Annotated in this window: 17 protein-coding genes; 3 read left to right on the forward strand and 14 right to left on the reverse strand. The window is 70.6% G+C overall.

Annotated features, from left to right (window positions below; translation table 11 throughout):
* Positions 1 to 49: 49 nt before the first annotated feature.
* From coaBC to pyrR, 12 genes are read right to left on the reverse strand one after another with little or no spacing between them, the layout of a single operon-like run.
* Positions 50 to 1,282, reverse strand: a complete 1,233-nt coding sequence (coaBC, locus tag JLI01S_RS00525; RefSeq protein ID WP_068258488.1) for a bifunctional phosphopantothenoylcysteine decarboxylase/phosphopantothenate--cysteine ligase CoaBC — start codon at positions 1,280 to 1,282, stop codon at positions 50 to 52.
* Positions 1,283 to 1,295: 13 nt separating this feature from the next.
* Positions 1,296 to 1,601, reverse strand: a complete 306-nt coding sequence (rpoZ, locus tag JLI01S_RS00530) for a DNA-directed RNA polymerase subunit omega (RefSeq protein WP_068258490.1) — start codon at positions 1,599 to 1,601, stop codon at positions 1,296 to 1,298.
* A gap of 25 nt (positions 1,602 to 1,626) precedes the next feature.
* Positions 1,627 to 2,184, reverse strand: coding sequence for a guanylate kinase (gene gmk / locus JLI01S_RS00535; protein ID WP_068258492.1), 558 nt, complete (start codon positions 2,182 to 2,184; stop codon positions 1,627 to 1,629).
* Positions 2,181 to 2,504, reverse strand: a complete 324-nt coding sequence (mihF, locus tag JLI01S_RS00540; protein WP_245634473.1) for an integration host factor, actinobacterial type — start codon at positions 2,502 to 2,504, stop codon at positions 2,181 to 2,183. The genes gmk and mihF overlap by 4 nt, the downstream gene beginning before the upstream one ends.
* A gap of 43 nt (positions 2,505 to 2,547) precedes the next feature.
* A complete protein-coding gene (gene pyrF / locus JLI01S_RS00545; RefSeq protein ID WP_068258501.1) occupies positions 2,548 to 3,414 on the reverse strand; it encodes an orotidine-5'-phosphate decarboxylase in 867 nt (288 codons plus the stop codon).
* Entirely contained in the window at positions 3,411 to 4,391 is a 981-nt protein-coding gene (locus tag JLI01S_RS00550) for a dihydroorotate dehydrogenase (protein WP_068258502.1), read from the reverse strand. The genes pyrF and JLI01S_RS00550 overlap by 4 nt, the downstream gene beginning before the upstream one ends.
* Positions 4,391 to 5,290 carry a dihydroorotate dehydrogenase electron transfer subunit gene (locus JLI01S_RS00555; protein WP_218005436.1) on the reverse strand — a complete coding sequence of 300 codons (900 nt, stop codon included), beginning with the start codon at positions 5,288 to 5,290 and terminating at the stop codon, positions 4,391 to 4,393. The genes JLI01S_RS00550 and JLI01S_RS00555 overlap by 1 nt, the downstream gene beginning before the upstream one ends.
* Positions 5,287 to 8,637 (reverse strand): carbamoyl-phosphate synthase large subunit, encoded by a 3,351-nt coding sequence (carB, locus tag JLI01S_RS00560; RefSeq protein ID WP_068258504.1) that lies wholly within the window; start codon positions 8,635 to 8,637, stop codon positions 5,287 to 5,289. Before carB ends, JLI01S_RS00555 begins: the two co-directional genes overlap by 4 nt.
* Positions 8,637 to 9,794, reverse strand: coding sequence for a glutamine-hydrolyzing carbamoyl-phosphate synthase small subunit (gene carA / locus JLI01S_RS00565; protein WP_068258505.1), 1,158 nt, complete (start codon positions 9,792 to 9,794; stop codon positions 8,637 to 8,639). The genes carB and carA overlap by 1 nt, the downstream gene beginning before the upstream one ends.
* Positions 9,791 to 11,092 carry a dihydroorotase gene (locus JLI01S_RS00570; RefSeq protein ID WP_068258506.1) on the reverse strand — a complete coding sequence of 434 codons (1,302 nt, stop codon included), beginning with the start codon at positions 11,090 to 11,092 and terminating at the stop codon, positions 9,791 to 9,793. The genes carA and JLI01S_RS00570 overlap by 4 nt, the downstream gene beginning before the upstream one ends.
* Entirely contained in the window at positions 11,089 to 12,063 is a 975-nt protein-coding gene (locus JLI01S_RS00575) for an aspartate carbamoyltransferase catalytic subunit (protein ID WP_068258507.1), read from the reverse strand. The genes JLI01S_RS00570 and JLI01S_RS00575 overlap by 4 nt, the downstream gene beginning before the upstream one ends.
* Positions 12,060 to 12,641 carry a bifunctional pyr operon transcriptional regulator/uracil phosphoribosyltransferase PyrR gene (pyrR, locus tag JLI01S_RS00580; protein WP_084349074.1) on the reverse strand — a complete coding sequence of 194 codons (582 nt, stop codon included), beginning with the start codon at positions 12,639 to 12,641 and terminating at the stop codon, positions 12,060 to 12,062. Before pyrR ends, JLI01S_RS00575 begins: the two co-directional genes overlap by 4 nt.
* A gap of 162 nt (positions 12,642 to 12,803) precedes the next feature.
* Here pyrR and JLI01S_RS00585 point away from each other — a divergent pair, with 162 nt between their 5' ends.
* From JLI01S_RS00585 to JLI01S_RS00595, 3 genes are read left to right on the forward strand one after another with little or no spacing between them, the layout of a single operon-like run.
* The gene (locus JLI01S_RS00585; protein WP_084349075.1) at positions 12,804 to 13,817 is read left to right on the forward strand and encodes a methionine ABC transporter ATP-binding protein; all 1,014 of its coding nucleotides are present in this window, start codon (positions 12,804 to 12,806) and stop codon (positions 13,815 to 13,817) included.
* Complete coding sequence (locus JLI01S_RS00590; protein ID WP_068258511.1) at positions 13,814 to 14,509, forward strand: methionine ABC transporter permease; 696 nt, start codon at positions 13,814 to 13,816, stop codon at positions 14,507 to 14,509. Before JLI01S_RS00585 ends, JLI01S_RS00590 begins: the two co-directional genes overlap by 4 nt.
* A 47-nt stretch (positions 14,510 to 14,556) precedes the next feature.
* A complete protein-coding gene (locus tag JLI01S_RS00595) occupies positions 14,557 to 15,405 on the forward strand; it encodes a MetQ/NlpA family ABC transporter substrate-binding protein (protein WP_068258512.1) in 849 nt (282 codons plus the stop codon).
* A gap of 18 nt (positions 15,406 to 15,423) precedes the next feature.
* Here JLI01S_RS00595 and JLI01S_RS00600 read toward each other — a convergent pair whose 3' ends face one another.
* Entirely contained in the window at positions 15,424 to 16,068 is a 645-nt protein-coding gene (locus JLI01S_RS00600) for an NUDIX hydrolase (RefSeq protein ID WP_157074767.1), read from the reverse strand.
* A complete protein-coding gene (locus JLI01S_RS00605) occupies positions 16,065 to 17,252 on the reverse strand; it encodes an AI-2E family transporter (protein ID WP_068258513.1) in 1,188 nt (395 codons plus the stop codon). Before JLI01S_RS00605 ends, JLI01S_RS00600 begins: the two co-directional genes overlap by 4 nt.
* Positions 17,253 to 17,255 lie beyond the last annotated feature (3 nt).

The raw sequence follows: 17,255 nt of genomic DNA on the forward strand, positions 1-17,255 counted from the left end.
CGGTCGACGTGACCGTCCGGTAGGGCTGGCCCAGTCTAAGCACCCGCGGTCAGTGCGCGGCCAATGATCCCACGACGACGTCCCAGATTCCCTGCGAGACCTGCGACTTGCTGGCCGGTCCGAGGTCGACGACAGCGTCACTGCCGCGGGTGAGGACGTGCACGCTCGTCTCGTCCTGACCGAAGGTCTTGTCGACGCCCACCTCGTTGACCACGAGCAGGTCGCAGCCCTTGCGGGCGAGCTTGGCCCGGCCCAGGTCGAGCACCGATCCCGTGGCATCACCGGTCTCGGCGGCAAAGCCGACGATCACCGGGCTCGAGGCGGAGCCCCGGTCGGCCACGATCCCGGCCAGGATGTCCGGGTTGCGCACCAGCCGGATCGTCGGGGCCGCGTCGGGATCCGCCGGGTCGTGCGTCTTCTTGATCTTGCTGTCGGTGTACTCGGCCGGCCGGAAGTCAGCGACAGCGGCCACCATCACGACGACGTCGTGCGCAGCGGATCGCGAGCGGACCTCCTCCTGGAGCTCCAGCGCGGTCTGGACGGGGACGACCTCGATGCCCTCGGGCACGGGCAGCTCGAGGTTGGCCGCGACCAGGGTGACGCTCGCACCGCGTGCGGCGGCGGTCTGCGCCAGCGCCAGCCCCTGCTTGCCGGAGGAGCGGTTGCCGAGGTAGCGCACGGGGTCGAGCGGTTCGCGGGTACCACCGGTGCTGATGAGCACTCGTCGGCCCGTCAAGTCAGCCGGCGCGTCCGCGCCCCCGGCAAGGGCAGCCAGAGCGGCCTCATGGATGGCCTCGGGCTCGGGGAGGCGACCGGGGCCGGTGTCGGCGCCCGTCAGGCGCCCGGAGTCGGGCTCGATGACCGTGACGCCGCGCTCGCGCAGGGTCGCGACATTGGCCCGGGTGGCTGCGTGGTCCCACATCTCGGTGTGCATCGCAGGTGCCAGCACGACCGGGCAGCGGGCGGTCAGCAGCACATTGGTCAGGAGGTCACCGGCGAGGCCGTGGGCGGCCTTGGCCAGCAGGTCCGCGGTCGTCGGTGCGACGACGACGAGATCTGCCTCCTGCCCGATGCGCACGTGCGGCACATCGGTGATGTTGCTCCAGACATCGGTCTGGACGGGATGACCCGAGAGGGCCTCCCACGTCGGGGCGCCGACGAACTTCAGCGCAGCCTCGGTCGGGACGACCGTGACCTCGTGACCGCCCTCGGTGAACAGGCGCAGCAGGAGGGCAGCCTTGTAGGCGGCGATGCCGCCACCGACACCGAGGACGATGCGCACGCAGGGGGCTCCGTCAGGCCTGGTCGCCGGTGGCGGCCGGCGCAGTGACGTCGTCCTCGGGGGCGCTGGCTTCCTTGGTCAGCAGGCCCTCGTTGATCTCGCGCAGGGCGATCGACAGCGGCTTGTCGTGGACCTGGGCGTCGACGAGCGGGCCGATGTACTCGAGCAGGCCCTCCTGCAGCTGCGAGTAGTAGGCGTTGATCTGACGAGCGCGCTTGGCGCCGAAGATGACCAGCGCGTACTTGCTGTCGGCCTTGGTCAGGAGGTCATCGATCGGCGGGTTGGTGATGCCGATGGGGTTTGCCTTGGTGCCGGACACGTCGAGGTGGTCCTTGTCGTCGAGGTCAGTGGGATTTCATCAATGATACGAGTTCTTCGGCCGCACGACGAATGTCGTCGTTGACGACCACCCGGTCGAACTCGTTTTGGGCGGCCAGCTCGACCTTGGCGGTCTCGAGCCGCACGGCCCGCTCCTCCGCCGTCTCGGTGCCGCGGCCCACCAGCCGGTCGACCAGCTCGTCCCACGACGGCGGCGCCAGGAAGACGAAGCAGGCCTGTGGCATCGAGGCGCGCACCTGTCGCGCCCCCTGCAGGTCGATCTCGAGCAGCGGCAGCTTGCCGGCGGCCAGTGCCTCCTCGACCGGTCGACGCGGGGTGCCGTAGGAGGCACGGCCGTGGACGACGGCCCACTCGAGCATCTCCCCCGTGGCCACCTTGTCGGCGAACTCGTCGCCGGACATGAAGTGGTAGTGCACGCCGTCCTCCTCACCGGGGCGCGGCGGGCGCGTCGTCGCGGAGACGGAGAGCCAGACCTCCGGATGGTGCTGACGGACCCAGGCGGCCACCGTGCCCTTGCCCACGGCGGTGGGACCGGCCAGCACGGTCAGACGGGGTGAGCTCATACCCGGGTGAACCTCTCGAGGAGTGCGGTGCGTTGGTGCGGACCCAGCCCGCGGATGCGGCGGGACGCCGCGATCCCCAACTCTTGCATGATGCGTACTGCGGTCGCCGGGCCCACGCCCGGCATCGACTCCACCACCGTCGTCACCCGCATGCGGGCGACGACAGGGTCGGTGCGACCAGCCTCCAGGACCTCCGCCAGACCGATGGCGCGGCTCTTGAGCCCCTGGCGCAGCTCGGCCCGTGCCCGGCGCGCCGCGGTCGCCCGAGCCAGCGCGTCGGTCCGCTGCTGCGGGCTGAGCGTCGGAACGGGCGCAACCAAGGAGTCCTCCGGGTGAACGGGTGGCGGGTATCCGCCCACCATCTCACGAGGCGGTGATGCCAGCGACCTCCGTCGCCACCTCACGCGCACGAGCGCGCAGGGCGGCCACGTCCGGACCTGCACGCAGGACATCGCGGCTGCTGCTGGCCAGGACCTGGGGCAGGGCCCCGGCAAAGACCGAGCGCACGTCGGCCGCAGTGGCACCCTGCGCACCCAGACCGGGCGCCAGGACCGGGCCGGCCATGGCGGGCAGGTCGACACCGAGGTCCCGCACCGCCGAGCCCACCGTCGCACCGACCACCAGGCCGACGCTGCCGAGCTCGCCGCGCCCGAGGGCCTCCGCATTGTCGGCAGCGGCGTCATCGGCGATCGCTCCCGCGACGGAGCGGCCGTCGGACAGGCGCGCGTGCTGGACCTGCGCCCCCTCGGGGTTGGAGGTCAGGGCCAGGACGAAGACCCCACGACCGGTCGCGTGCGCCAGGTCGATGGCCGGACGCAGCGAGCCGTACCCGAGATAGGGGCTGAGCGTGATGGCGTCCGCGGCCGCAGGCGCGTCCTTGCCGAGGAAGGCTTCGCCATAGGCCTCGACGGTCGTGCCGATGTCGCCGCGCTTGACGTCGAGCACCGTGAGCGTGCCGGCGTCGCGCAGGTCGGTGAGGGCCCGCTCGAGGAGGGCCACCCCCTTCGCCCCGAAGACCTCGAAGAAGGCCGACTGTGGCTTCACCGCGGCGACGACCCCGCCGAAGGCCTCGACGCAGGTCATCGTGAAGCGCTCGACGCCGGCGAGGTCGTAGGTCAGGCCCCACGACTCGACGAGCCCGCGGTGCGGGTCGATGCCGGCGCAGAGCGGACCGTGCTGCACCATGGCGGTCTGCAGTCGTGCACCGAAGGGAGCGGTGTCGGTGCTCATGGGGTGAACCTCTCGTGGGCGATGCCGACGACATCGGACAGTCGGGTGAAACCGCGCTCGGCGATGAGCTGCTCGAGCTCACGACCGACCCGCTCGGGTGCCGTCGGGTCGTTGAAGGCAGCGGTCCCGACCTGGATCGCGCTCGCTCCGGCAGCGACCAGCTCGAGGGCATCGCGGCCGTGCCGCACTCCCCCGACGCCGACGATGGGCACGGTCTTGATCCGGCCGGCACGCATCGCTCCGGCGACCTGCCACACCGCGCGCACGGCCATCGGACGGATCGCCGGACCGGACAGGCCACCGGTCGCGGCGATGAGGTGCGGACGCAGTCGGTCGATGTCGATCGCCACGCCCAGCGTGGTGTTGATCATCGTCAGCCCGTGGGCTCCGGCCTTGAGGACGGTGTCGGCGATCCCGACGATGTCGGTGACATCAGGGCTGAGCTTGGCGAGCATCGGGATCCCCCGCGGGACCTCTTCGCGCACGAGCGTCATGACCTTGTGCGAGCTCGCCGGGTCGCAGGCGAAGACGAGCCCGCGATTGGCGACATTGGGGCAGGAGATGTTGACCTCGATGGCCGCCACGGCGCTCGCGTACCGGCTGCGCACGATCGCCTTGGCGACATTGGCGAACTCCGACGCGGTGCTGCCCGCGATGGACACGATGACGCGGGCACCGATCGAGTGCAGCCACGCGAGGTCCTCCTCGACGAAGGCCTGGACTCCCGGACTCTGCAGGCCGATCGAGTTGAGCATCCCGGACGGGGTCTCGGCCATGCGCGGCGTGCCCCGGCCGGACACCGGCTGGGACTTCACCGACTTGGTGACGAAGGCTCCCAGCTGGGTGATGTCGATGAATCGGTGCATCTCGCGGCCGTTGGCCGCGCATCCGCTCGCCGTCATCATCGGGTTGGGCAGGCGGACGCCGGCCAGGTCGAGCGACATGTCCACGGCCGAAGGGGGTGACACAGCAGTCATCAGCGCGCCTCCTTGGGGGCACCGACGGCGTCGGCCGGAACCCGGCACAGTCCGTCGTCGAAGGCCTCCCAGCGCACCCGGTCGCCCCGGAAGACCGGGCCTTCCAAGCAGCTGCGGACCATCTTGGTGGTGCCGTGCTGGTCGGTGACCGGCATGACGCAGGTCATGCAGATGCCGACACCGCAGGCCATGGCCTCCTCGACCGCGACCTGGGCGACGATGCCGTGGTCGGCGGCGATCGCGCTCATCGAGCGCAGCATGCCCATCGGTCCGCACCCGTAGAGCACCCCGGCGCCGGTGCGGGCGATGAGGTCGGGCAGGACATCCGAGACCCAGCCTTGGGTGCCGGCGGATCCGTCATCGGTCGTCACGGTGACGCCGTCAGCGACCCGGCGCGCCTCGACGACCCCGAAGAGCCGATCAGCCGAGGCCGCACCGAGCACGATCTCGACGGGGCACCCGCGCTCGCGCAGCTGCTCGGCGAGCCAGAAGAGCGGAGCGGAGCCGTAGCCACCGCCGACGAGGATGCACGGGACCGGCTGCGACGGCAGGGGGAAGCCCTTGCCAAGGGGCCCGATGACGCTGACGCTCTGCCCCGGCTCGAGCCGGGTGATCTCCTGGGTGCCCGGTCCGGCCGCGGCGACGACCACCTCGGTCGTCGCCCCGTAGGTCCCGGCAGGGCTGACCCGGTGGATGGAGAAGCTGCGACGCAGGAGCATCGAGCTCGTGCCGTCGCCGACCGCCAGGGCCACGAACTGACCGGGACGGGCGATCTCCGCGAGCCCGGGCGTCACGAGCGTCAGGTGCCGGTAGGCCCCCACCGCCGTGTTGCCGAGGACCTCGGCGTCGACCTGGACGACTCCCGCACCCTCACGTGCCGCGATGGTGCGTGCCGTCACCGGCCCACCCCGTACAGGTCGAGGTCGCGCGCGTGCTCCTGCAGGGGCTTGACCCGCAGCTCGCCGTTGATGCGTGCCTCGATCGACTGCACCGCTGCACCGAGCTGCTGGACCGTGGTGACGATCGGCTTGTCCATGGCGGTCGTCGCGGCCCGGATGGCGTAACCGTCGGCCCGGGCGTTCTGCCCGGACGGGGTGTTGAAGACGACGTCGATCTCGCCGGCGAGGATCCGGTCGACGACGCTTTCCTCGCCTTCGACCCGCTCCGAGTGCTTGGTGACGACCTCGCACTCGATCGCGTTGCGGCGCAGGACATCGGCGGTGCCTTGCGTGGCGAGGATGGTGAAACCGAGGTCGGCCAGACGCTTGATCGGGAAGATCATCGCGCGCTTGTCCCGGTTGGCGACCGAGACGAAGACCCGCCCCGTCGTCGGCAGGCCGCTCGAGAGGGACCCGAGCTGGCTCTTGGCGAAGGCGGCGCCGAAGTCGGCGTCGATACCCATGACCTCCCCGGTGGAGCGCATCTCGGGACCGAGCAGGGAGTCGACGACATCGCCCTCCTTGGTGCGGAAGCGCTTGAAGGGCAGCACGGCCTCCTTGACGGACATCGGCGCGTGGGCCGGCATCGAACCACCGTCGGCGTGACGCGGCAGCATGCCCTCGTCCTTGAGCTCGGCGATGCTCGTGCCGAGCATGACCCGGGCCGCGGCCTTGGCCAGGGGGACGCCCGTGGCCTTGGCGACGAAGGGGACGGTGCGCGAGGCGCGCGGGTTGGCCTCGAGGACGTAGAGGACGTCCTGGGCGAGTGCGAACTGGACATTCATCAGGCCGCGGACCCCGATGCCCTCGGCGAGGGCGAGCGTCGCCTCGCGCACCCGCTGCAGCTCCGAGGTACCGAGCGTTGCCGGCGGCAGGGTGCAGCTCGAGTCGCCGGAGTGGATCCCGGCCTCCTCGATGTGCTCCATGATCCCGCCGAGGTACATCTCCTTGCCGTCGTACAGCGCGTCGACGTCGATCTCGATGGCGTCGTCGAGGAAGCGGTCGACGAGGATCGGGTGCTCGGGGCTGGCGATGGCCGCACGCGTCACGTACTCGGAGAGGGTGGAGTCGTCGTAGACGATCTCCATGCCCCGCCCACCGAGGACATAGGACGGGCGGACGAGGACCGGGTAGCCGATCTCGCGGGCGATCTCGACGGCCTCCTCCGCGCTGAAGGCGGTGCCGTGCTTGGGCGCGTTGAGCCCGGCCTCGTGGAGCACCCGGCCGAAGTGGCCGCGGTCCTCGGCGAGGTCGATGGCCTCGGGCGAGGTGCCGACGATCGGCACTCCGGCCGCCTTGAGCGCAGCCGCCAGGCCGAGCGGGGTCTGCCCGCCGAGCTGGACGATGACGCCCGCGATCGGGCCGGCCTGAGTCTCGGCGTGGATGACCTCGAGGGTGTCCTCGAGGGTCAGCGGCTCGAAGTACAACCGGCTGCTGGTGTCGTAGTCCGTCGAGACGGTCTCGGGGTTGCAGTTGACCATCACGGTGTCGTACCCGGCGTCGCGCAGGGCGAAGCTGGCGTGGACGCACGAATAGTCGAACTCGACGCCCTGCCCGATCCGGTTGGGCCCGGAGCCGAGGATGATGACGGCCGGACGCTCGCGCGGCGCGACCTCGCTCTCCTCGTCGTAGGAGCTGTAGTGGTAGGGCGTGCGTGCGGCGAACTCCGCTGCGCAGGTGTCGACCGTCTTGTAGACCGGGCGCACACCGAGGGCGTGGCGCACACCGCGCACGACGGCCTCGTCCATCCGCCGCAGACGGGCGATCTGGGCGTCGGAGAAGCCGTGCCGCTTGGCCAGGCGCAGCACCTGCGGGTTGAGCTCGTCGGCGTCGTGCACCTCCTGCGCGACGGAGTTGATGAGCTCCATCTGGTCGAGGTACCAGGGGTCGATCTTGGTGGCCTCGAAGACCTCCTCGACCGAGAGACCGGCACGCATGGCCTGCTGCACCTGCACGATGCGGCCGTCTGTGGGGGTGCGCGCGGCCGCGAGGAGCGCGCGTCCCTCCTCGGGCGTGGGCTGGTCGCCGTCCCAGTGGAAGGTGGCGTCCTTGCGCTCCGCGGAGCGCAGCGCCTTCTGCAGGGCCTCGGTGAAGTTGCGACCGATGGCCATCGCCTCGCCGACGGACTTCATCGTCGTCGTGAGCGTCGGGTCGGCTGCCGGGAACTTCTCGAAGGCGAACCGCGGCACCTTGACGACGACATAGTCCAGGCTCGGCTCGAAGGCGGCCGGCGTCTCCTGGGTGATGTCGTTGGGCACCTCGTCGAGGGTGTACCCGATGGCCATCTTGGCCGCGATCTTGGCGATCGGGAAGCCGGTGGCCTTCGACGCCAGCGCCGACGAGCGCGACACGCGGGGGTTCATCTCGATGACGATCATCCGACCGTCGACGGGGTCGATGGCGAACTGGATGTTGCAGCCGCCGGTCTCGACGCCGACCTCGCGGATGACGGCGATGCCGACATCACGCATCTTCTGGTACTCGCGGTCGGTGAGGGTGAGCGCGGGCGCGACGGTGATGGAGTCACCGGTGTGGACACCGACGGGATCGAAGTTCTCGATCGAGCAGACGACGACGACGTTGTCGGCCGTGTCGCGCATGACCTCGAGCTCGTACTCCTTCCAGCCCAGGATCGACTCCTCGAGGAGCACCTCGGTCGTCGGGCTGGCCTGGAGGCCGGCGCCGGCCATGCGACGCAGGTCGTCCTCGTCGTAGGCGAAGCCGGAGCCGAGGCCACCCATGGTGAAGGAGGGGCGCACGACGACCGGGTAGCCGAGCTCCTGCGCCGCGGCGAGGGTCTTGTCCAACGCAAACCGGACCTGCTCGCCCGGCGTCGACCCGGCGGGGGCCTCGTTGGCATTGCAGATGATCGACTTCGCCGACTTCGCACCACAGCGCTCGACGACGCCCTTGAAGCGCTGACGGTCCTCACCGAGCTCGATGGCCTCGACGCTGGCGCCGATGAGCGGGCAGTTGTACTTCTCGAGGATCCCGGCCTCGTGCAGCGCGATGGCCGCGTTGAGCGCGGTCTGCCCGCCGAGGGTGGCCAGCACCGCGTCGGGGCGCTCGCGCTCGATGATCTTCTCGATCACCTCGGGGGTGATCGGCTCGATGTAGGTGGCGTCCGCGAACTCGGGGTCGGTCATGATCGTCGCGGGGTTGGAGTTGACCAGGATGACCCGGATCCCCTCCTCGCGCAGGACGCGGCAGGCCTGGGTGCCGGAGTAGTCGAACTCGCAGGCCTGTCCGATGACGATCGGCCCGGAGCCGATGACGAGAACGCTCTTGATGTCGTCGCGCTTGGGCATCAGGCCTGGGTCTCCTTGGTGCCGGCAGCCGCCAGCAGATCGATGAAGCGGTCGAAGAGGTAGGCGGCGTCGTGCGGACCGGCCGCCGCCTCCGGGTGGTACTGGACGGAGAAGGCGCGCAGGCGCCCGCTGTCGTCGTGGAGCTCCAGTCCCTCGACGACATCGTCGTTGAGGCAGACGTGGCTCACGCTCGCCGTGCCGAAGGGGGTCTGCGTCGCCTCGTCGAGAGGGGCGTCCACGGCGAAGCCGTGGTTGTGCGCGGTCACCTCGACCTTGTTGGTCGTCCGGTCGAAGACCGGCTGGTTGATGCCACGGTGGCCGTACTTCAGCTTGTAGGTGCCGAAGCCGAGCGCCCGACCGAAGAGCTGGTTGCCGAAGCAGATGCCGAAGTAGGGCAGACCGGCGCGCAGCGCCTCCTGCAGCAGGGCCACCTGGTCCCCGGCCGTCGCCGGGTCCCCGGGTCCGTTGGAGAAGAAGAGACCGTCGGGAGCGACCGCCATGACCTCCTCGAGCGTCGCGGTGGCGGGCAGGACGTGCACCTCGATGCCGCGCTCGGCCAGCCGGGTGGGGGTCATCGTCTTGATCCCCAGGTCGATCGCGGCGACGGTGAAGCGCTTGTCCCCCTGGGCCTCGACGACATAGGCCTCGGTGGTGCTCACCTGGGCCGCGAGCGCGGAGCCGGCCATCTCGGGTGCGGCCTGCACCCGCTGCAGGAGGGTCGCCTCGTCGACGAGGGCGTCCCCGGAGAAGATGCCGACGCGCATCGCGCCGCGCTCGCGCAGGTGGCGGGTGAGGGCCCGGGTGTCGATCCCGGCGATGCTGACGACGCCCTGCGTGGTCAGCTCCTCCTCGAGAGGGCGGCGCGATCGCCAGTTGCTCGGGCGGATCGCGGGGTCGCGCAGGACATATCCGGCGACGTGGATGCGGGAGGACTCGTCGTCCTCGTCGTTCCACCCGGTGTTGCCGACGTGCGGGGCAGTCATGACGACGACCTGGCCGCGGTAGCTGGGGTCGGTGAGCGTCTCCTGGTACCCGGTCATGCCGGTGGAGAAGACCGCCTCGCCGACGGTCTCACCGACGGCGCCGTAGGCCGTGCCGGTGAAGGTCCGGCCGTCCTCGAGGACCAGGACCGCTGGGCTGGTGCTGTGCTGACTCAATTGATGACCTCTCCATCGGTGGCCGTGACGCGGCCGCGCAGGATCGTCGTACGGACAGCCCCGGTGAGGGTGTGCCCGGCGAAGGGGGTGTTGCGGGACAGTGACTGCGAGGCGGACGGATCGACGGTGACCCGGGCGCTGGTGTCGACGAGGACGAGGTTGGCGGGAGTGCCGACCTCGATCGCCCGTCCGTGATCGGTGAGCCCGGCGATGCGGGCCGGGGCGTGGGACATCCGCTCGGCGAGCGTGGCCAGATCGGTGCGCCCCGACGTGACCATGACGTCGTGGACGACGGCAAAGGCCGTCTCCAGCCCGAGCATGCCGAAGGCCGCATCGGGGAAGGCATGCTCCTTGTCGTGACGGGCGTGCGGCGCGTGGTCGGTGGCGACCGCATCGATCGTGCCGTCGGCCAGGGCCTCGCGCAGCGCCTCGACGTCCTCGGCGGGACGCAGCGGCGGGTTGACCTTGTAGACCGGGTCGTAGCCGGTGAGCAGGTCGGTCGTGAGCACGAGGTGGTGCGGGGTGACCTCGGCGGTGATCCGGGCTCCGCGTCGCTTGGCCCAGCGCACGGCCTCGACGCCTTCGGCGGTCGAGACATGGGCGACGTGCACGCGCGAGCCGGTGTGCAGTGCCAGCTCGGCGTCACGGGCGATGATGCTCGACTCGGCCACGGCCGGCCAGCCGGTCAGACCCAGTCGGCCGCTCATCTCACCCTCGTGGCAGCAGGCCGACGGCCCGGCGAGAGCCGGGTCCTGGCTGTGCTGGGAGATGACCCCGTCGAAGGCGCGCACGTACTCCAGCGCCCGTCGCATGACGCGGGCGTCGTGTACGCAGCGCCCGTCGTCGGAGAAGACGCGCACCCGTGCCCGCGAGCGGTGCATCAGGCCGAGCTCGGCGAGCTCGGCACCCTCGAGCGCCTTGGTCACCGAGCCGATCGGCTGGACATCGCAGTGTGCCGCAGCGACCCCGAGGTCGAGGACGCGCTCGGCGGCCTCAGCGGTGTCGGTGACCGGGCTCGTGTTGGCCATGGCGAGCACGGCGGTGAACCCGCCGGCCGCAGCCGCGGCGGACCCGGTGCGCACCGTCTCCGCGTCCTCACGGCCGGGCTCGCGCAGGTGCGTGTGCAGGTCGACGAGGCCCGGGAGCAGGACCAGTCCCTCGGCATCGAGCCGCGCGACATCCGTCGGTGCATCGCCGGCCGCGTCAGCGCCCAGCGCGGCGATGACGCCGTCTCGCACGAGGACGTCGGTGGTCGGGCCACCCAGCGGCGAGGCGCCGGTGATCAACAGGTCGCTCATGCGGCGCCCCCTTCGTCGGTCAGGCCGGAGGCCAGCAGGTGGTACAGGACGCTCATCCGCACGGCGACACCGGCGCTCACCTGGTCCAGGACCAGGCTGCCGGCCGCATCGGCCGCGTCGGCGGCGATCTCGAGGCCGCGGTTCATCGGGCCGGGGTGGCAGATGACCGCCTCGGGGTTGACCGCGGTGAGTGCGGCCAGCCGATCGCGGGTCAGCCCGTAGCCGACCGTGTACTCGCGGGCCGTGGGGAAGAACCCACCGGCCATCCGCTCGCGCTGCACCCGCAGCATCATCAGGGCGTCCACACCGGAGTCGATGACCTCGTCGAGGTCGTCGCTCAGCGTGAAGCCGTCCGTCTCCGCCCAGCGCGTGGAGCCGCTCGGCATGAGGGTCGGCGGCGCGACCACGGTGACCTCGGCCCCCAGGCGCGGCAGCGACAGGACATTGGAGCGGAAGACCCGACTGTGCGTCACGTCCCCGACGATCGCGATCCGCTTGCCCTCGAGGGTTCCGAGCCGACGCTCCAGCGTGTAGGCGTCGAGCAGGGCCTGGGTGGGGTGCTCGTGCGTGCCGTCACCGGCGTTGACCACGGCGGCGCGCACGCCCGACTCGTCGAACCAGCGCGCGACCTGGTGAGCAGCACCGGAGGCCTGGTGACGCATGACGATCGCGTCCACGCCCATGGCCGCGATGGTGCGCACGGTGTCACGGAGGGACTCTCCCTTGGACGTGGAGGATCCCTTGCCGGTGATGTTGATCGTGTCCGCGCTCATCCACTTGCCCGCGATCTCGAAGGAGCTGCGGGTGCGGGTGGAGTCCTCGAAGAAGAGGTTGATGATCGTGCGGCCGCGCAGGGTCGGCAGCTTCTTGACCTCGCGGTGCTGCACCTCGTGCATCTCGGCAGCGGTGTCGAGCACTGCGCGCAGGTCGGCGTCGGTGAGGTCGGCGACGGAGAGCAGGTGACGGTTCATCGAGGGTCACCTCCCGAGATCGTGACGGAGTCAGCGACGTCGTCGTAACCGGTGAGGCGCACGGTGACCCGCTCCGCCTGCGAGGTCGGCAGGTTCTTGCCCACGTGGTCGGCGCGGATCGGCAGCTCGCGGTGGCCGCGGTCGACGAGGACCGCGAGGCGGACGGCGCGGGGGCGGCCGTAGTCGGACAACGCGTCCAGCGCGGCCCGGACGGTGCGACCGGAGTACAGGACGTCGTCGACGAGGACGACGATCCGGTCATCGACGCCAGCGGGCGGGAAGGTCGTCTGGGCGGGCGCACGGGTCGGGCGACCGCGCAGGTCGTCGCGGTACATCGTCACGTCCAGCGAGCCGACGGGCACGGATGCCCCCTCGATCTCGCTGATCAGGGTGGCGAGGCGTTGGGCGAGCTCGACGCCGCGACTGGGGATGCCGAGCAGGACGACGTCCTGGGCTCCCTTGTTGCGCTCGACGATCTCGTGGGCGATGCGGCGCAGTGCGCGCGCGACATCAGAGGCGCTCATGACCTCGCGGGCGGGTGGCTGGGGCGGGCCCTCAGCGGATGTCTCCGGACACATGGGTGTCTCAAGACCTCCTTCTCTGCCTCACAGGACAGCGGTTAAAGGATGTCGGTCGGGGCGACTCTACCGCTGGTCGCCCCGCGACTCGAACCCGTCCCACCGATCTGGACCGCAATAAGCACACAATCGTTTTGCTTATGGGAGACATAACTTCCTATTATCTACCTCGTGACCGAGACACCACCCCTGCTCCGCCTCAGCGGCCTGCGCAAGGAGTTCCCCTCCCCGCGCGGACCCGTCGTCGCCCTCGAGGACATCACCCTGTCCATCGCGCGCGGCTCCATCCACGGCATCGTCGGACGCTCCGGCGCCGGCAAGTCGACGCTCATCCGCTGCCTGACCGGCCTCGAGCAGCCCACGGCCGGCACCGTCGACCTCGACGGGACCGACATCCCGGCGCTCACCGGCGATGCCCTGCGCGCCGTCCGTCGACGCTTCGGCATGGTCTTCCAGCACGCCAACCTGCTGGACTCGCGCTCCGCCGCGGACAACATCGCCCTGCCCCTGGAGATCGCCGGCTGGACCACCGCCGAGCGACGCGCCCGGGTCGCCGAGCTGCTCGACCTCGTCGGCCTCACCGACCGCGCCGACAACCACCCAGGCCAGCTCTCCGGCGGCCAGCAGCAGCGTGTCGGCATCGCCCGCGCCCTGGCGACAGGGCCCGACATCCTGCTGTGCGACGAGCCGACCTCGGCCCTCGACGCCGGCACGACCCGCCAGATCCTCGGCCTCCTGCGCGACCTGCGCGAGCGCCTCGGGATCACCGTCGTGATCATCACCCACGAGCCCTCCGTCGTCCGCGAGGTGTGCGACACCGTGACCCTGCTGGCGGACGGCAAGGTCCTCGAGACCGGCGCCATCAGCGATGTCGTCGCCGACGCCAGCGGTCAGCTCCACCGCGACCTCGTCCCCCTGCCGCCCCTGCCGCTGGAGCACGACGGCGGGTACGTCGAGGTCGCCCTCGGCGACGCCCGCTCCGCAGCCGCGAGCGTGGACGCAGTCCTGGCGCTCCTGCGCGAAGGGGGTGTGCCCGCCGAGGTCGCTGCGGCCACCCTCGAGACCATCGCCGGACGTCGTGTCGGACGCATCCAGCTCGAGGTCGACCCGGCCCGCACCCAGGACGCGGTCCACCTCCTCGAGGCTGCACACCTCTCCCCGGAGGTGGCGGCATGATCGCCCTCGCCACCCTCACGACAGAGGGACGGTGGCTCGACAACCCGATCATCCAGCAGGCGGTGCCGACCGCGATCTGGGAGACCCTCGCGATGACGGCCGTCGCCGGCGTCCTCACGGCGCTCCTCGGGATCCCCCTCGGCGTGCTGCTCTTCACGACCTCCCCCGGAGGGACCGCGCCCAACGCCTTCCTCAACCGCGTCGTCGGGGCCGTGGTCAACATCGGCCGCTCGCTGCCCTTCCTCATCCTGATGATCTCGATCATCCCGTTCACCCGCCTCGTCGTGGGCACCTCCATCGGCTGGCAGGCCGCGGTCGTCCCCCTGACCGTCGGCGCGATCCCCTTCTACGCGCGGCTCGTCGAGACCTCGCTGCGAGAGGTCACCGCCGGCAAGGTCGAGGCCGTGACGATGATGGGCGCCAGCCGGGGAGAGATCACCCGCAAGGTCCTGCTGCCCGAGGCCCGGTCCGGGCTCGTCGCCGGCCTGACCACGACCGTCATCGCCCTCATCGGCTACACGGCCATGGCCGGCGCCGTCGGAGGCGGCGGTCTCGGCGCCGTGGCGATGAGCTATGGCTACAACCGCTTCGAGTCCGACGTGATGATCGTCTGCGTCGTGCTGCTCGTCGTCATCGTCACTGTGGTCCAGGTCGTCGGCGATCTCGTCGCCCGCCGCCTCGACCGCCGCTGATCACCCACCCCTCCCACGCCACCGCACCACGACTCGAAAGGACACCCATGTCCCCCTTCCGCACCACGACCCGCGCTGCCGCGGTCATCATCGTCACCTCCCTCGGCCTCTCGGCCTGCGGGCTGGCCAAGGGTGACTCCGAGGGCCCCGCGGCCGACGACAAGGGCGTCACCACCATCACCGTCGGGGCCTCCCCGACCCCGCACGCCAAGATCCTGGAGTTCGTCGACAAGGAGCTGGCGCCGGAGGCGAAGCTCGACCTCGACATCAAGACCTTCGACGACTACATCCAGCCCAATGTCCAGCTCTCCGAGGGCACGCTCGACGCCAACTACTACCAGCACCTCCCCTACTACGAGGAGCAGGTCACGGACCGCGGGTACGACTTCGCGCACTACTCGGGCATCCACCTCGAGCCCTTCGCGCTCTACTCGGACACCGTCAAGGACGTCAAGGACCTGAAGTCCGGCGCCCAGATCGGGGTCAACAACGACCCGTCCAACCAGGGCCGGGCCCTGCAGCTGCTCGCCGACAACGACGTCATCACGCTCAAGGACGGCAAGGACGCGACCAATGCCACGATCTTCGACGTCGCGGACAACCCGAAGAAGCTGAAGTTCAAGGAGACCGACCCGGCCCAGCTGGCTCGCTCCCTGCAGGACCTGGACGCGGCCGTCATCAACGGCAACTACGCCATCGAGGCGAACCTGTCGACCAAGGACGCGATCCTCGTCGAGGACGGCAAGGACAGCCCCTACGCCAACTTCCTCGCCGTGCAGAAGGCCAACGAGGACAACCCCGGCCTGAAGAAGCTCGACGAGCTGCTCCACTCCCCCGAGGTCAAGGCCTACATCGAGAAGACCTGGCCCGACGGCGAGGTCCAGCCGGCCTTCTGATCCCCACCCGGCGGACGGTCACTGGGTGGCGCGTGGCCGCCCGCCGGCTCGGTCGTCACGCACACCGGTGATCACCGGGCGCAGCGCGAGGACGGTCGCGACATCGCCGAGGGCCTGCAGCTCCTCCAGGAGCACCCGGGTCGGCGTCATCAGTCGCGTCCGCCCCGCCGCGTGATCGGTCAGGAGGGCGGTGATGCCCTCCCAGCGCGAGTCCACGGCTTCGGTGGTCTGGTGGCGCGGCTGCGGCCCATCGGGTCCGATCGCCAGGACGAAGAAGGCCACATCGAAGCGCTTGGGCGAACCCTCGGGCGTCACCCAGCAGTCCCAGGGAAGCAGATCGCCCGGCCCGGCCTCGTAGCCCGTCTCCTCGGCGAGCTCCCGCAGCCCCGTGGCGATCCGGGTGCGGGCCCGGCCCGTCGCGTCCGCCACCGGGCCGTCCAGGTCGGACCACCGCCGCACGTGCTCGCTCTCGAGCTCCTGCGAGAGGGGCAGGTCCGCCCCCTTCGCCTCGTCGCCGGGGTCGCACCGACCGCCGGGGAAGACCGCCACTCCGGCGGCGAAGTCCATCGTGTGCTGGCGGTGCTGGACGAAGACCTCCAGGCCCTCGCGTCCGTCACGCACGGGGATGACGCTGACGGCCGGCCGCACGACGACCGCGGTCACTCCGCGACCGGTGCTTCCTCCTCGACGGCCTCGGCGATCTCCTCGCCCTCGTCGGACTCCGGCTCGACGTCGTCAGCCGTGACGATGCCCGCCTTGAGGTTGACCTGCTCGCTGAGGTAGCGAAGCACGACCGCCGCCACCGCCGCCACAGGCACCGCGAGGAAGGCGCCGACGATGCCGAAGATCGTGCTGCCGACCGCGACGGACAGCAGGACGACGCCCGCGTGCAGCTGCATCGACCGGCCCTGCAGCATCGGCGAGAGCACATTGCCCTCGAGCTGCTGGACCGCGATGATGAGGATCAGGACGAAGAGCGCGGTCATCGGGCCCTGCGCGACGAGTGCCACGAGGACGGACAGGAAGCCGACGGCGAAGGCACCGACGATCGGGATGAAGCCACCGAAGAAGGTGAGGATGGCCAACGCAAAAGCCAGGGGCACTCCGAGGAGGAACAACCCGCTGCCGATGAGGACCGCGTCGACCGCGGAGACGAGCGCCTGGGTGCGGATGAACCCGCCGAGCGTGTTCCACGAGCGGGTGGCGACCTCGGTGAGGTGGGCACCGGCCCGCTCGCCCGAGAGCCGACGGACGAAGGGGAGGAACTGCGGCCCGTCCTTGATGAAGAAGAAGACGAGCACCAGCACCAGGACGAGGGTCACGATGCCCGAGCCGACGGCCGAGGCACCGGCCAGTGCTCCGGAGGCGATCTGACCGCTCTGGTCCTGCAGCCACGTCGTGGCTGACGTCACGGCGTCGTTGATCGTCGAGCTGTCGATGTTGAAGGGCGGCCGGGCAGCGCGATCCTGCAGCTCGGTCAGTCCCTTGCTGGCCTGGCTGGCCAGGTCACCCGACTGGCTGACGAGCGACGGCGTGATCGCACCGAGCACGCCGAAGAAGACCACCAGGGCACCGACGATCACCAGGGCCGCGGCCAACGCCGCGGGCACACCCTTGCTGCGCAGCCACCGGGTCGGGGGCCACAGGACGGTGGCGGCGATCAGCGCGAGCAGGACGGGGAAGACCCCGACCCACAGCGTGGACAGCAGCCACCAGATGATGAAGGCGCCCGCCGCGACGAGCAGCAGCCGCATCGACCACCGCGCCAGCCACGAGATGCCGTCGCCGATGACGGCGCCGCGGTCGGCGGGCTCCGTGCGGATGTCACTCTCGTGCAGCGTGCTCATGTG

It is taken from the genome of Janibacter limosus NBRC 16128 (assembly GCF_001570985.1).
GTDB classification, from domain to species: Bacteria; Actinomycetota; Actinomycetes; order Actinomycetales; family Dermatophilaceae; genus Janibacter; species Janibacter limosus.